This is a genomic window from Aeromonas sp. 25-AL00135, from assembly GCF_054052385.1.
Window position 1 is genome coordinate 44,454 of the sequence record NZ_JBSTYQ010000023.1, and the last position, 15,494, is coordinate 59,947.

A 15,494-nucleotide genomic window follows, 5' to 3' on the forward strand; every position below is an offset into this window, starting at 1 on the left:
CTGGAGGGCTCCGGCGATCCGTTGCTCCCAGCATGATGTGGCACTGTTCCCGCGACATGTCAGCGGGATGACAGTTTGATGGCAGCGGCAGCCAGTAGCTCCTGAGCGACTCTCCCCGGTTTACCTTTCTTGATGGGTGATGGCCAGATAGCAAGGGGGGAGCCGGTAAACCGGCTCCCCCCTTTTGCCCTGGTAATGACAGCTACCGATTAACCGCGCCAGGCTGCGGTGAGGCGCACCAGCTCCACCAGGGTGGCGACCGATTTCTCCATGGATTGCAGCGGGATGAACTCGTGCTTGCCGTGGAAGTTGTGGCCACCGGTGAAGAGGTTGGGGCAGGGCAGGCCCATAAAGGAGAGACGGGCGCCATCGGTACCGCCGCGAATGGGCTTGATTTTCGGCACCACGTCGGCGGCCTCCATGGCGGCCTTGGCCAGCTCGACGATATGCATGTGCGGCTCGATCTGGCTGCGCATGTTGCGATAGCTGTCGGTCAGGGTCAGCTCGATGCGGGCCTTCGGATACTCGGCCAGCAGGGCTGCCACCCGGTTCTGCATCTCGGCTTTGCGTGCGGCAAAGTGCTCGTCGTCGAAGTCACGGATGATGTAGTGCAGGGTGCTCTCCTCCACGGTGCCGCTCATCTGGGCCAGATGGAAGAAGCCCTCATACCCGTCGGTGCACTCCGGGGTCTGCTCGGCAGGCATGGCGGCGTGGAAGCGGGCGGCCAGGGTCTGGCTGTTGATCATGCTCCCCTTGGCGGTGCCGGGGTGGACGTTATTGCCGATAAAACGAACTGTGGCGCTGGCGGCGTTGAAATTTTCATACTCCAGCTCGCCCAGTTCGCCGCCATCCACGGTATAGGCCCACTTGGCCGGGAATCTCTCCAGCGGGAACAGGTTGGCGCCGCGGCCGATCTCTTCATCCGGGGTAAAGCCGACCCAGATATCGCCGCGCGGGATCTCGGGGTGGGCCTGCAGGTGGTCGATGGCAGTAAGGATCTCGGCGATACCCGCCTTGTCGTCGGCGCCAAGCAAGGTAGTGCCGTCGGTGGTGATGAGATCCTGACCCAGATAGTTTTTCAGGAAGCGGTAGTCACGGATGGCGAGCACCTCGTCACCCTTGCCAAGGCAGATGTCGCCGCCCTGATAGTTCTCGATGATTTGCGGTACTACGTGCTCCGCCTCGTAGTCGGCGGTGTCCATGTGGGCAATCAGGCCGATAGCGGGGGCGTCCGGCTGGTTGCCCGGCAGGCAGCCGGTGAGGTAGCCGTTTTCATCCAGGGTGACCTGGCTCAGCCCCAGCGCCTTCATCTCTTCTTGCAGGGCACGGGCAAAGATCAGTTGGCCTTCGCTGCTGGGGCAGGCTGGATTGGTCTCATCGGAGCGGGTATGAAAAGTTACGTAACGCAGAAAACGCTCAAGCAGGGTATCCATTAGTCAGCCTCTAACCGATTGTGAGCGGTCATTGTGGCCAATCCGTGCGGGGCACTCATTGCGTCAGCGCAGGTTTTTCCCATTTTTTGACGCAAGGGAAGAGCGGCGAATGTGCGGCGCGCGGAGCAACGTACGGGAGGGAGAACGCATAAATGTGGCATTTATTGCGATATTTAGGCGCTGGCGGTGGTGGCCAAATTCCCCTCAGTGACCGCACAGCAAGGCGTCAGCCCAATCATGGCGTTTTCACACACTTTTCAAGGGGAAACCGGGCTGTCGCATAACCTGCGCCATCCCAGAGCCCGCCTGCCCGCCAGCAAGATTTGATCGACTTATTAAAAGGGGATTTTGAACACTATTTTTTATTGTCACTGCCCGCGGTAAGTGTGTACACTCCGCGCCGATCCAAGGGCAACCCTGAAGCAGGCAGAGCCGCCAGAAACCCGACCGATCATACGCCTATAGGGCGAGGCACGCAGAAACGACAGACACTGCTGGGGAATGGTTTCTTTAATACCGGTTAGGCTCCGGTATCAGGGAGAACAACAGACTCTCATCCTTCATTTGACCGAGTGGGCCACCGGCTCATCATCTTCCCTTGTCATGGGCGGTCACTGACGGTGAGGTGGGCTGTGGTTGTTGTCGTCTATCAACACGCATGCGTGCTGGCGCCTTCGCTTCTCTTCCTTGGAACCCTCTCCTTCTGTCGGGATCGCTGCCGAATGATGAACTGACGGCGTGGCTGATGTCGTCTGTCATCAAAGTACCGCGGCGCCACGGCATAGTGGCACCGCATACCGTTGAGCTTGATGTAAAGCCACCAGCCCCACATCAAGACTCGTTACTTCCCCAAGATCCACCAGGCAGCCTCTGGCTTGCCGCGATGTGCAAAAGGTTGGTTTGGGTGGCTGCGTCTCTTGATGGCAGCGCTCGCCGTACTCTGCACTAGATGGTCTGGATGTGATTGAGGGTAACGAAGGCGACTTTGGGTCGCTCATTTGCGAGGCATAGCCCATGACTAACTGGTCCAGCAAGGACTCCTTGAAGGTCTACAACGTTCCCTACTGGGGTGCGGGTTTTTTCAATATCAATGACGCCGGTCATGTGACCGTCGCCCCCGACAAATCACGCCCTGACGCGCATATCGTGCTCTCTGACGCCATCGAACAGTTGCGTCAGTCCGGGCTGACCACCCCCGTGTTGCTGCGCTTCCCCGACATTCTCAAGAGTCGGGTCGATGCGCTGTTCAACGCCTTTGGTCAGGCCATCGAGAAGTCTGGCTATGAAGGGGACTACCTCTGCGTTTACCCGATCAAGGTAAACCAGCAGCGTCGTGTCATCGAGACCATCAGCCAGTCCTACAGCGACAAGCCCCGGCTTGGCCTGGAAGCTGGTTCCAAACCGGAACTGCTGGCCGTGCTGTCCCATCACCATGAGCAAGGCTCGGTGATCGTCTGCAACGGTTACAAAGACCGCGAATATATCCGCCACGCCCTCCTGGGCAACCTGATGGGCCACAAGGTCTACATCGTGGTGGAGAAGCCTTCCGAGCTGGAAATGGTGCTGGACGAGTCAGCTCGTCTCAACATCAAGCCCAACATCGGGGTGCGTGCCAAGCTCGCTTCCACCGGCTCCGGCATGTGGGAATCGAGCGGTGGCTCCATGTCCAAATTTGGTCTCTCCGCCTCCCAGATCCTGGCGCTGATCGAACGTCTGCGCGGGCTGGGCAAGCTGGATTGCCTGCAACTGTTGCACTTCCATCTGGGCTCCCAGATCGCCAATATCCGCGACATTCAGGGCGGCATCCGTGAGTGCGGCCGTTTCTATGCTGAACTGCGTCGCCTCGGTGCCAACATCGAGGTAGTGGACGTCGGTGGTGGCCTGGGCGTGGACTACGAGGGAACCCGTTCCCAGAGCCACTGCTCCGCCAACTACAGCCTCTCCGAGTACGCCAATAACGTGGTATGGGGCATCGGTGATGTCTGCCGCGAGTTCGATCTGCCGCACCCGACCATCATCAGCGAGTCCGGCCGTGCCCTGACTGCCCACCACGCCGTGCTGGTCACCAATATCATTGGTGCCGAAGGGGTGGAGATGAACGACATCAGCGCGCCGGACGAAGATGCACCGACCATTCTGCAGAACATGTGGAAAGGCTGGCTGGATCTGCGCAGCGAAGATCCCTCCCTGCTGGAGATCTTCCATGACTCGGTGGCAGATCTGGGTGACGTGAATACCCAGTACACCATGGGCCTCTTGAACCTTGAACAGCGTGCCTGGGCCGAGATGCTGCACCAGAACACCTGTCTGGCACTCAAAGAGATGCTCAACCCGGTCAACCGCAACCACCGTGCGCTGGCTGACGAGCTGAGTGAAAAGCTGGCGGACAAGTGCTTTGCCAACTTCTCCCTGTTCCAGTCCCTGCCGGATGCCTGGGGTATCGGTCAGGTATTCCCGGTGATGCCGCTGGCTGGTCTCGATCGTCCGCTTAGCCGTCGCGGTATCCTGATGGATATCACCTGTGACTCCGACGGTCAGGTCGAGCACTATGTCGACGGTCTGGGGGTCGAGAGCACCCTGCCGATGCCGGTCTACGGCGAGAACGAAGAGTGCCACGTCGGCTTCTTCCTGGTCGGTGCCTATCAGGAGATCCTCGGCGATCTGCACAACCTGTTCGGTGACACCCACTGCGCGGAAGTGTGGCTGGACGAAGAGGGCAAGATGGACATTCGCAACGTGGTGCGCGGCGACACCGTCGACCAGCTGCTGCGTTACGTCAACATCGACCCGTCCGTGATCCGCGAAAACTACCAGCGGATCGCCGCTCACCCGGCGCTGGACGATGCCACTCGCAAAGCCCTGCTAGACGAGCTGGAGCTGGGCCTGCAAGGCTACGCCTATCTGGAAGACGAATAAGCCTCTTGCTTGTTTACCCCGTCGGTGGAAATAACATGACGGGAATGAAAAAACGGCGCCTGCGGGCGCCGTTTTTGTTACCGGGGGCCATCCGGCGATATGACAGGGCACTCGGCCCGTCTTCATTCGGATAACCTATGGTGGCTCGGGGCATCCGCAGGCCACAGATCTGGCTGATATCTGTCCCTTTCAGCCGCTTCCCTTGATCTGCATCAAGCGTGAACCTCGGTGGTTATTTTACGGTCAGGAGTGATGTTGATGGGATGTAACAAAAGGATGTGCATATGGAACTAAAAAGGGACCCGAGATGCTATACCGACGTCTGTATCGACGGTAAGTGGTATCACTACGACCACTGCAGCACCAACGTCTACATGCTGATGGGAGGCGCTGCGCCGAGCCTTCAGCTGGCCTATGAGCCGAGCAGCGAAGAGGAGCTGATCGAGATGCTCCAGCAGCTGGGGCGCTTCTGACTTACCGAATTGATGTCTTGCCATATGGCCATCGGGCGCGTTGCCACGATGGCCACCACTCTTTACCGCTGCACCTAATCTCGGCGGGTTTTATTGCCCAATAACCCCTTGCCAATCTCCAGCATGGCGACGGCCGCGGCGTAGCTGCTATCGGACTTGCCTATCTCATCCGCCACATAGAGAAAATTGGATTGGTACTTCTCGACGGCCTCTCGCGGGCTGGTTGCGTCAATAAAGTCCTCCTCCACCTCGAATCCTTGGGTCAGCAGTGCCGCCTTTTCACTCAGAAAGGTCGGAGATGCCATGTCGATAAAGGTGTATTGCTGCCGATTGGACGCCGGAATGGTAAAAAACTGGTATCTGGCCATGGGTAAATCCTCGCTTGAAGCGGGTGATAAATGACGTGACGCTGGTTTTAATCTGTGGCTCGCAGGCGGCTTGCTTGCCTCGACGTCGCAGACAGTGCGTGTCGGGAATGCCGCATTTTGTTTTCGTTCGAGACTACTTTGTTGGCATTTGCCCGGCAAGTGGGTCGCAGAGATTTTCTGGATGATCCGAGCAACCGAGATGTTGTTGGCAGGGGCGAGACCGGGATAATGCCGGGCTCACGTTGAGCCCGGCTTGTCAGCGCTCTGTTACAGCACGAAGCTCTGTACCATGGCGCGCAGCTGTTCGGTGAGCTGGTGGATCTGGCGGGCGGCATCGCGGGCGGCGTTGGCCACTTGCAGCGCCTCGTCACTGCCATCGGAGATGCGCACCACGTTGCGTTCGATCTCGTTGACCACGGCGCCCTGCTGCTCGATGGCGCTGGCGATGATGGCGTTGGTATCGACCATCCGATCCACCTTCTCGGTGATGGCGCCGAAGGCCTGTTTTGCCTCCTGCGCCAGCCCGACCCCCTCCTGCGCTTCATGGCTGGCCGCCGACATGGCGGTGACCGAGGCGCGTGCGCCGGATTGCAGCTGTTCAATCATCTGCTGGATCTCGACGGTAGCCCCCTGGGTGCGGTTGGCAAGAGACCGCACCTCGTCGGCCACCACCGCAAAGCCGCGACCCTGTTCACCGGCCCGGGCCGCTTCGATGGCAGCGTTGAGGGCCAGCAGGTTGGTCTGTTCGGCGATGCCGCGGATCACGCTGATGACGCCGCCAATCTGGCTGCACTGCTGCTCCAGCTGGCCTATGGTATCGGCGGTACGCAGCACCTCGCGGTTGATATGGTCGATGGCCTTGATGGTGCGCTCCACCACATCCTCGCCCTGACCGACCACGTTCTGCGCCTCCTGGGTCATGCGGGCGGCTTGCAGGGCGTTGCCCGCCATGTCTTGTGAAGTCGCAGCCAGCTCCTTGATGGCGGTGGCGACCTGATGGGTCTCCCCTTGCTGATCGGCAATGACCTCCTGTGAGCGGCAGGTGCGCGCTTCGATCTCGGTGGCGCTCTCCACCACGGTGACGCCATTTTCACGCACTCGCAGCATCAGGGTACGCAGGGTCTCCAGGGTCACGTTGTAATCCCGGCTGATGGCGGCCAGCTCGTCCTGACCGACGATCTCGATATGCTGGCTGAGATCCTGGGCGTTGACCCGGGCGGCAATATCACGCACCCGCCCTACGGTGTCGCGCAGGGAGAGATAGGCACCGATCATCAGGTAGAGGTAGAGCAGCAAGCTGACGGTCAGCGGCGCGGTGACCCACCAGAAGTGTCGCTGGTTGGCGGCCAGCCGATGATGCAGGTCGGCCTCCAGCCGCTGGCGTACCTGGCCTGCCAATGCGGTGATGGCCTCGTCCACCTTATCCCCCAGTGCCTGCACCTCCTTGGTGGAGAGCTGCACCAGCTGATCCTTCATCATCTTGTTTTCCATGGTCTCGACCCCCTGACGCACCAGCTGTATCAGAGCATCGGTCTGCTGACCCAGCTCGGCGCGGTAGGCCGGTTCCATCTGGTATAGCAGGGTCAGGTCGGCCTCCAGCTCCTGCAGAGTGGCGCTGATCAGGTCTAGACGAAAACGCAGGCCGCTGTAGCCCTCGGCCTGAAACAGGCCGAAATCGGCGATGGTGGCGGCGCGATCCCGCACCTGAGCCAGCAGGTCGCGCAGTTGCGGCAACCGCTCACTGGCGAGGATCACCATGTAGTAGGTACCGAGCGCCGGATCCTGGATCAGGCTGCTACTGGCGGTAATGTGCTTGTAGAGGTGGCGCACCTCGGTCAGCAGCTTGTCGTGGCGCAGGTTGCTCTGCTCCACTTCCAGCTTGCCCGCTTCGCCCTGCAGGGCGGCCCAGCCCTGTTTGATCACCTCAAAGGAGGGGTTGTTCTGGCGGGTGTCGGCAAAGGCTTGCAGGCTCAGCTCCACCGCTTGTGCGGCCGCCTTGACCTGATCGTCACCGACCGGATCCACCTCATAGGCGTGGCGGGTCACCAGATTGCGATGGTTAAGCAAGGCCTGCTCGATGGCGGGAACGGGGGCGAGATTGACCACTCCCGCCAGCTCGCGGTTGGCCTGGACGTTGTCATCATGCAGCCGCCCCAGCAGATTGGTCATGCTGTAGGCCAGTGGCAGCAGCATCAGGCAGGACCAGAGCAGGAATTTGTATTTGAAGGAGAGCTGGTTGCCCAGCCGGATGGCGGGGTTGAAAATCCATTTCATGTTAAGCCTCGATACCGGAGTGCGGGCGTGAGTCGTGTTGCCTGAATAGTACTCCGAGCGGCCTCCCTTGGGTGATGGCCGGTTGCAAGTTGTGATCCCCTTGGCTTTTTACTTCCGGGCGGGGGCGCCGTCAGCCGAGCCAATAGAAAACGGGCCACCCGAAGGTGACCCGCGGTCTATAAGGGGAAACCGATCAGTTGAACGCCAGGAAGGGCGAGACACAGAGCAGCAGGCCGGTGACGATGATGATGTAGAGGGAGGTGCCCTTGTACTTGTGCAGCGCCGGTACCTGATAGACCAGATAAGCCGGGATGAGGCAACCCACCATGCCGAAGATGGGGCTGCAGATAGAGGTGAAGCTCAGTACCGGTGCGTTGAGCACGATGGCACCCCAGGAGAGCATGACGGTAAACACCATGATCCCTTTGCCTACCAATCCTTTGTTGATGCGGTTTTCCGGCAGCACCCGGCGCAGCAGGTTCATCGCCAGCCCCTGACAGGCTTCACGGAAACCGAGGTAAACGCCGAAGTAGGCGGTCATTACCGCGAAGATGTTGAGGGTGAGGCTCAGGAGCTTGAGGGTCTGGCCGGGCATCCCCTGGGCTACCATCGCCAGCGCGGAGATGTTCTCTTCAGAGGCTTTGACCGCCTGATCGTGGCCCATGGCCAGGGTGAAGGAGACCGCGTAGAAGAACACCACCACGAACAGGATGCCGAAGGCGATATTCATGGCGCGCATCGCCTTGAAGCGGGCCACTTCCAGCGACTTTTCCCGCGAGCGGTAGGAGATCACCATGGGGCTCAGGCTCTGGATAAAGAGGATAGAGGTGAGGGTAAAGGGCAGCATGATGATGGCATCCTTCATCCAGTCACCGGCGGCGGGCATGGCGGTGATGTTGGCCGCATCCCACTTGTCCACCATCATCAGGCCCAACACCGCAACAACGCTGATTTTGGTCAGCACCATAAAGGTGGAGATCTTGAACAGCAGGTTTTCGCCGCGCGAGGCCAGTGCCACCAAGCCACAGATCAGCACCAGACCGTAGAGGGGATTTTCCGAGAGCAGGCCGTCGGTGACGCCGAAGCTCTGCAGGAAGGAGGCGCTGTCATTGGTGATGGCGGTGGAGTAGACGAAGACCCAGATCACCAGCATCACGAAGTAGAGGGCGCCGAGCAGTACACCCCAGTTCTTGCCAAGGTAGCCGGTAATGACGCTGGGGTAATCCTTGCACTCCGGCGAAGTGGCCAGGGTGTTGATAAAGAGGCGCTGGAACATGTACATGGCGGGGTAGCCGATCACCGCCGAGAGCAGAAAGACCCACAAGCCCATCAGACCCACCTGTACCGGCAGGAAGACGATCCCCGCGCCGATGGCCATGCCGATGCTCATGATGATCCAGCCCCAGTCGGTGCTGTCGAAGCGAACCGCTTCTTTCCATTCCAGCGTGCCCATCACGGGGCTGGCGAGTGTAGTGCTATGCGCGTCCATTAAAACCTTCTTTTTTGTAGGGATGTGGGAAAGCGGCGCAAATATAGTTGAATGAAACTGTCATAAACAATGCCCATAAGAGTACTTTTGTTCAAATCAGGATGGTGATCACGGTTTATATTGAGGCCGAAAGGTGCCTTTAAACGCCATTTTTGTATCTTTTTGTTGAATGGATAAAATAAAAAGCAAATAATGTTGAACGGAACGAGATTCATGATTGCAAAAAAAATTGCACAAACAGGAGTGGCTATATGAAACGCATCATCACAGCAGCAGCGGCACCTGACGCTATCGGTCCCTACAGCCACGGCACTGCCTATGGCGACCTCATCTTTACCTCCGGTCAGTTGCCGGTCTGCAAGCAGCAGGGTGGTGTGGTGGAAGGGGGCATTGCCGACCAGACCCGCCAGTCACTGGAAAACCTGAAATCCGTGCTGGAAGCCGCTGGCGGCTCGCTGGATACCGTGCTCAAAACCACCTGCTACCTCGCCGAGATCAGCGATTTTGCCGCGTTCAACGAGGTCTATAAAGCCTATTTCCAGAAAGATTGTCCGGCGCGCAGCTGCTTCGCAGTGAAGGATCTGCCGATGGGCGTCAAGGTTGAAGTGGAAGCGATCGCCCATATCGCTCGTTAATGCTGATAAAAAGGTTCAAGTGATGAAACAAGCGTGGCAGCAGTATCTGCAGATTATTCAACAGGTTGTCAAACCAGCGCTGGGTTGTACCGAGCCAATCGCCGCCGCCTATGCCGCGGCTGTCGCCGCTCGGCAACTGGGGTGTGAGCCCGGTCGCCTCGAGGTTGCGGTGTCGGACAATCTCTATAAAAACTCGATGGGTGTTTATGTGCCGGGCACCGGCAAGATCGGTCTGGCCATTGCGGCCGCGGCCGGTGCCATCGGCGGCAACGCCGATGCCGGGCTGGAGGTGCTGGCCGCGATCCAGCCAGCACAGGTGGATCGTGCCCAGCAGCTGATCGATGCCGGCAAGGTGCAGGTGAGCCGCACCGCCGCCCCCGAGTTTATCTTCTGCCGCGTGACCGTTTATGGCACTGATGACAAGGGTGAAGAACACAGCGCCGAAGTGACCCTCTGCGGCGGTCATACCCGCATCGTCGAGCAGCGCCGCGATGGCGAGGTGACCTTCACCGCCGATCAGAGCCAGGGCGGTGCCACCGGTTCCATCTGCGACGGGGTAGATATCAGCATCGCCGCCATCTACGAGTTCGCCACTCAGGTGGAGTTCGAGCAGATCAGGTTCATCCTCAAAGCCTCGGAACTTAACGGCAAGCTCTCCGCCGAGGGGATGAACAACCCCTATGGCCTGGAGATTGGCCGCACCATGCAGCAGAACATCAATGCCGGTCTTATCGGCGAGGATGTGATGAACCGCATCGTGATGATGACGGCGGCTGCCTCCGATGCCCGCATGGGGGGCGCGACCCTGCCAGCCATGAGCAACTTTGGCAGCGGCAACCAGGGCATTGCCGCCACCATTCCGGTGATGGTGATTGCCGAGCGCTTTGCGGCCAGCGAAGAGCAGCTGGCTCGCGCCCTCATCATGAGCCATCTGGGCGCTATCTATATCAAGTCCCACTATCCGCCGCTGTCGGCCTTCTGTGGCAATACCGTGACCAGCGCGGCCGCCTCCATGGCCATGGTCTATCTGGCGGGCGGCAGCTTCGAGCAATCCTGCTTCGCCATCCAGAACGTGCTGAGCGACAGTGCCGGTATGGTATGTGACGGGGCGAAGGCTTCCTGCGCCATGAAGGTGAGTACCTCCTCCGGCGCGGCGGTGCGCGGCTTCCTGATGGCTCTCAACAGCCACTCGGTGTCGGGGCAGGGGATCGTCGCCGGCGACGTGGATCAGACCATCCGCAACGTCGGTCAGATGGTGAAGGAGGGCATGTCTGCCACAGACAGCACCATTATTGATATCATGTCCGCCTGATGTCCCTGTCGGTTGCTGCCCGGCGCCCATTGTCCGGCAGCAACCCTTGCAAGAAGGTCCCATTGTGAAGCTGCAAGAGTTGAGTCCGAGCGATTTTGAGATCCTCAAGTCGATGGAGAACATAGTGGACGGCATCGCCGCCATGTATGGCCAGCACACCGAAGTGCTGCTCCACAGTCTGGATGCGCGCAATCCCTCGATCGTCAAGATTGCCAACGGCCATATCACCGGCCGCAGTGTCGGCGCTCCCATCACCAACCTGGCGATGATGAAGCTCAAGAGCGGGCAGGATATCTCCAGCCCCTACATGACCAAGTGCGCCACCGGCAAGACCCTGCGCTCCATCACGACCGTGATCCGCAACGGGGAGCACAGGGCCATCGGGTTGCTCTGCATCAACAGTGACATGGATGCTCCGCTGCAATCCGTGCTGCGCACCATGATGCCGGAGTGTATGCATTCCCACGAGAGCCATGCCACCCCGGAGGTGTTCGCCCGCAACATCGACGAAGCGCTCAACAGCACCATAGATACCGTCAGTGCCGAGGTGCGCGGCAACGAGGCGGTGCCTCCGTCCCAGAAGACCCGGGTCATCGTCAACCAGTTGCACGACATGGGGATCTTCGAGCTTAAAGACAGTGCCCAGATCGCCGCGCGCCAGCTCGGGATCTCGGTCCACTCCATCTACCGCTATCTGCGGGAGATCAAGAAGGGCTGAGCCGATACACTCTAGCCAAATTGGCAGCAAACGGGTCAGCCTTGACCCGTTTTTTACGCCCGCTTTAGCCTCTCTGTTTGGGCCATCCTTCTGGCTCATCTGCTATCATCACCCCCCTTTATTTTTCTATCTCTCTGAACGTGCTGGAGAAATCATGTCTCGACTCATCTATCTGCTGCGCCATGGCCAGACCCGCTTCAATGCCGAGCAGCGTCTGCAGGGGCGTTGCAACTCCGAGCTGACCGACAAGGGTGAGGCGCAAGCCATCGCCATGGGGCGGCGCCTTGCCGCCGAACTGGCGGATCCCGCCCGCTGGATCGTCTATGCCAGCCCGCTTGGCCGTGCCCGTCAGACTGCGCTGCTGGTGTGCGAGCAACTGGGGTTGGCGGCAGATCGCATCGTCTGGGACGATCGGTTGGTGGAGCTGGGGATGGGGGAGTGGGAGAGTTACCAGATCCCGGCGCTGCGTCTTGCCCACCCCGAGCTCGATACCGGCAAAGGGGACTGGTATCTGCAGGCACCGGGGGCCGAGAGCTTCGAGAGCATTCAGCGCCGGGCACACCAGTGGTTGCAGGATCCCGCCATCGCCGAGCGGGCCATCGTTATCTCCCACGGTCTGCTCGGTGCCATGTTGCGAGGCGTCTATGCCGATCTCGACTATAAGGCGACCTGGTCACAGGAGTTGCCGCAAGATGCCTTCTATAAGCTGCAGGATGGCCACATCACTCGCATTGCTTGCTAATTGCCGTGAGGTGGCACCATGGCATGGACCATGATTGCCACCTTCGGATGCCCATTTTTGCCGCAGTTCAACACATCAGAGCACCTTATCGCGGCAAGATGAGGTATCTTATGCCCCGATTTCATCCATTAAACGGATCCGAGACCCCATATGATCATCAAACCCAAGGTTCGCGGCTTTATCTGCACCACCACTCATCCGGTCGGTTGTGAAGCCAATGTTCGTCGCCAGATCGCTTATACCAAGGCCAAGGGCACCATCGAGAATGGTCCCAAGAAGGTGCTGGTGATCGGCGCTTCCACCGGTTATGGCCTGGCCTCCCGGATTGCGGCTGCCTTCGGTAGCGGCGCCGCCACCCTCGGCGTCTTCTTTGAAAAAGCGGGCACCGAGTCCAAGACCGGTACCGCTGGCTGGTACAACTCTGCCGCCTTCGACAAGGCCGCCAAAGAGGCGGGTCTCTACGCCAAGAGCGTCAACGGCGATGCCTTCTCCAACGAGTGCCGCGCCAAGGTGATCGAGCTTATCAAGCAGGATCTGGGTCAGATTGATCTGGTTGTCTACTCCCTGGCCTCTCCGGTGCGCAAGATGCCGGAAACCGGCGAAGTTGTGCGCTCTGCCCTCAAACCGATCGGCGAGGTCTACACCACCACCGCCATCGATACCAATAAGGACCAGATCATCACCGCCACCGTCGAGCCGGCGAACGAGGAAGAGATCCAGAACACCATCACAGTGATGGGCGGTCAGGATTGGGAGCTGTGGATGGCTGCCCTGCGTGATGCCGGTGTGCTGGCTGACGGCGCCAAGTCCGTGGCCTACTCCTACATCGGTACCGATCTGACCTGGCCAATCTACTGGCATGGCACTCTGGGCCGCGCCAAGGAAGATCTGGACCGCGCCGCCGCCGCCATCCGTAGCGATCTGGCTGCCAACGGCGGCACCGCTCACGTGGCCGTGCTCAAATCCGTGGTGACCCAGGCTTCTTCCGCCATTCCGGTGATGCCGCTCTATATCTCCATGGCCTTCAAGATTATGAAGGAGAAGGGCATTCACGAGGGCTGCATGGAGCAGGTGGATCGCATGATGCGCACCCGTCTCTACACCTCCGACATGGCGCTGGACGATCAGGCTCGCATCCGCATGGATGACTGGGAACTGCGCGAAGATGTGCAGCAGACCTGCCGCGACCTGTGGCCATCCATTACCAGCGAGAATCTTTCCGAGCTGACTGACTACACCGGCTACAAGCAGGAGTTCCTGCGCCTGTTCGGTTTCGGTCTGGATGAGGTCGATTACGATGCGGATGTAAATCCGGATGTGAAATTCGACGTGGTCGAGCTCTGAGTCTGACTCAAGTGAAAACAGGGCCCCGCGGGGCCCTGTTTTTTTGGCAAACATTCCGCTAATTTGCGGAATTTTATTATCAGCGATCACCTTTTTCCCATATCAAACCCGCTAGTCTTGCGCTGATCGGATCACAGACGGCATTGCCGAGGTACGGAAGCTATGACCACTCCAAACGAGGCGCCCAAGAAGCGCCAGCTCCCCACAGTTTATACCCTGCTTTTCATCATCATCGCCCTGATGGCCGCCCTCACCTGGGTGCTGCCAGCGGGCAAATATGACTATGTCACCGCCAAGACCCAGCAGCCGGTTGCAGCAGCGGCCGTGGCCGATTACAGCGGCGACGAGCGGCTGTTGCCGGTGCCTGGCAGCTACACCGAGTTACCCGCCCACCCGCAAGGAGTGTTCGAGGTGCTCAAGGCCCCCATTCAGGGCTTTCACAAGGCGGCCGACGTGGCGCTGTTCGTGCTCATCATCGGTGGTTTTCTCGCGGTGACCATGCAAAGCGGTGCGCTCGATGCCGGGGTGGGGGCCATTGTGCGCGGCTTTGCCGGGCGTGAGCGGCTGCTTATCCCGGTGCTGATCGCCCTGTTTGCCCTCGGCGGCTCCACCTTCGGCATGGCAGAGGAGACGGTGGCCTTCTGGGCGCTGATCGTGCCGGTGATGATGGCGGCGGGCTTCGATCGCATGGTGGCGGCGGGCATTATCCTGCTCGGCTCCGGGGTCGGGGTGCTCGCCTCCACCGTCAACCCGTTTGCCACCGGCATTGCCTCCGGTTTTGCCGGTATCCCCATCGGCGAGGGGATCGGTTTGCGGGTCATCCAGTGGCTGCTGCTGGTGATCTTCGCCTCCTGGTTCGTGATGCGCTACGCCAAGCAGGTGCAGCAGGACAAGTCCCGCTCCGTGCTGGCCGACATCGTCTATGACGACGAGTTTTCCCAGATGAAGAGCGGCAATCTCGCCTTCACCGGCAAGCAGAAACTCACCATGCTGGTCTTCTTCGGCACCTTCCTGCTGATGATCTATGCGGTGGTGCCCTGGTCGGATTTGGGGATCGACGTGCTGCCCACCTTTGGCTGGTGGTTTGACGAGCTATCCACCCTGTTCTTTAGTGCCTCCATCCTGATTGCGCTGATCAACCGGATGCCGGAGTCCAACTATGTGGCGACTTTCCTGAGCGGCGCTCGTGATCTCATCGGGGTGGCACTGGTGGTTGCGGTGGCGCGCGGCATCTATGTGGTGATGGAGCAGGGCGTCATCATCGACACTATTTTGCATTGGGCTGAAGGGCTGGTGAGCGGGCTCTCCTCGTCGGTCTTCATCCTGATGGCCTATCTGGTACACATCATCCTGAGTTTTTTCATCCCCTCCACCTCGGGGCTGGCGACCGTCTCCATGCCGCTGATGGGGCCGCTGGCCGACTTCTCCGGCATCTCCCGGGATCTGGTGATCACCGCCTATCAGTCCGCCTCCGGCTGGATCAACCTGTTTGCCCCCACCGCCGCCCATCTGGTGGCGGGTCTGGCGCTCGCCAAGATCCCCTACGATCGCTTCGTGCGCTGGGTGCTGCCCTTTATCATCGGCGTAGCCCTCATCACCATGACGGTGCTGGTAGCCGGTGCCCTGCTGCACGGCTGATGGCACGAATAAAACCACAGATAACAAAAAGGCTCCCGCGGGAGCCTTTTTCATGAGCCTTTGTCCCGTCCTGAATATGGTTTACACCTTTCCCCCCAATAAATGGAGAACCCGATGGGACAAGGTGTGAAACGGACACAGCGCGATTACTC

Annotated in this window: 12 protein-coding genes; 8 read left to right on the forward strand and 4 right to left on the reverse strand. The window is 59.7% G+C overall.

Annotated elements, in window-relative coordinates:
- Positions 1-209: 209 nt before the first annotated feature.
- Positions 210-1,433: a peptidase T gene (pepT, locus tag ACW5XC_RS18550; RefSeq protein WP_042054619.1), complete on the reverse strand. Its 1,224-nt coding sequence runs from the start codon at positions 1,431-1,433 to the stop codon at positions 210-212.
- 1,014 nt (positions 1,434-2,447) lie between these two features.
- Between pepT and speA the strand changes: the two genes are divergently transcribed.
- Entirely contained in the window at positions 2,448-4,349 is a 1,902-nt protein-coding gene (gene speA, locus ACW5XC_RS18555) for a biosynthetic arginine decarboxylase (RefSeq protein ID WP_005344160.1), read from the forward strand.
- Between the two features lie 284 nt (positions 4,350-4,633).
- Complete coding sequence (locus ACW5XC_RS18560; protein WP_005334402.1) at positions 4,634-4,822, forward strand: hypothetical protein; 189 nt, start codon at positions 4,634-4,636, stop codon at positions 4,820-4,822.
- 74 nt (positions 4,823-4,896) lie between these two features.
- Here ACW5XC_RS18560 and ACW5XC_RS18565 read toward each other — a convergent pair whose 3' ends face one another.
- From ACW5XC_RS18565 to ACW5XC_RS18575, 3 genes are all read right to left on the reverse strand, one after another.
- A complete protein-coding gene (locus tag ACW5XC_RS18565) occupies positions 4,897-5,190 on the reverse strand; it encodes a hypothetical protein (protein WP_042054618.1) in 294 nt (97 codons plus the stop codon).
- 267 nt (positions 5,191-5,457) lie between these two features.
- Positions 5,458-7,464 carry a methyl-accepting chemotaxis protein gene (locus tag ACW5XC_RS18570; protein WP_042054617.1) on the reverse strand — a complete coding sequence of 669 codons (2,007 nt, stop codon included), beginning with the start codon at positions 7,462-7,464 and terminating at the stop codon, positions 5,458-5,460.
- Positions 7,465-7,657: 193 nt separating this feature from the next.
- Positions 7,658-8,953, reverse strand: coding sequence for an SLC5/6 family protein (locus ACW5XC_RS18575; protein WP_021229327.1), 1,296 nt, complete (start codon positions 8,951-8,953; stop codon positions 7,658-7,660).
- A 251-nt stretch (positions 8,954-9,204) separates the two neighbouring features.
- On the opposite strand from ACW5XC_RS18575, the gene ACW5XC_RS18580 reads away from it, so the two are divergent.
- From ACW5XC_RS18580 to ACW5XC_RS18605, 6 genes are all read left to right on the forward strand, one after another.
- The gene (locus tag ACW5XC_RS18580) at positions 9,205-9,588 is read left to right on the forward strand and encodes a Rid family detoxifying hydrolase (protein ID WP_019445949.1); all 384 of its coding nucleotides are present in this window, start codon (positions 9,205-9,207) and stop codon (positions 9,586-9,588) included.
- Positions 9,589-9,610: 22 nt separating this feature from the next.
- Positions 9,611-10,900, forward strand: coding sequence for an L-cysteine desulfidase family protein (locus ACW5XC_RS18585; protein ID WP_019445950.1), 1,290 nt, complete (start codon positions 9,611-9,613; stop codon positions 10,898-10,900).
- A gap of 64 nt (positions 10,901-10,964) precedes the next feature.
- Positions 10,965-11,618: a helix-turn-helix transcriptional regulator gene (locus ACW5XC_RS18590; protein WP_019445951.1), complete on the forward strand. Its 654-nt coding sequence runs from the start codon at positions 10,965-10,967 to the stop codon at positions 11,616-11,618.
- A 154-nt stretch (positions 11,619-11,772) separates the two neighbouring features.
- Positions 11,773-12,360 carry a histidine phosphatase family protein gene (locus ACW5XC_RS18595; protein WP_042054616.1) on the forward strand — a complete coding sequence of 196 codons (588 nt, stop codon included), beginning with the start codon at positions 11,773-11,775 and terminating at the stop codon, positions 12,358-12,360.
- 150 nt (positions 12,361-12,510) lie between these two features.
- The gene (fabV, locus tag ACW5XC_RS18600; RefSeq protein WP_042054615.1) at positions 12,511-13,704 is read left to right on the forward strand and encodes an enoyl-ACP reductase FabV; all 1,194 of its coding nucleotides are present in this window, start codon (positions 12,511-12,513) and stop codon (positions 13,702-13,704) included.
- A 162-nt stretch (positions 13,705-13,866) separates the two neighbouring features.
- On the forward strand, positions 13,867-15,342 hold the full coding sequence (locus ACW5XC_RS18605) for a YfcC family protein (protein ID WP_042054614.1): 1,476 nt from the start codon (positions 13,867-13,869) through the stop codon (positions 15,340-15,342).
- The last annotated feature ends 152 nt before the right edge of the window (positions 15,343-15,494 follow it).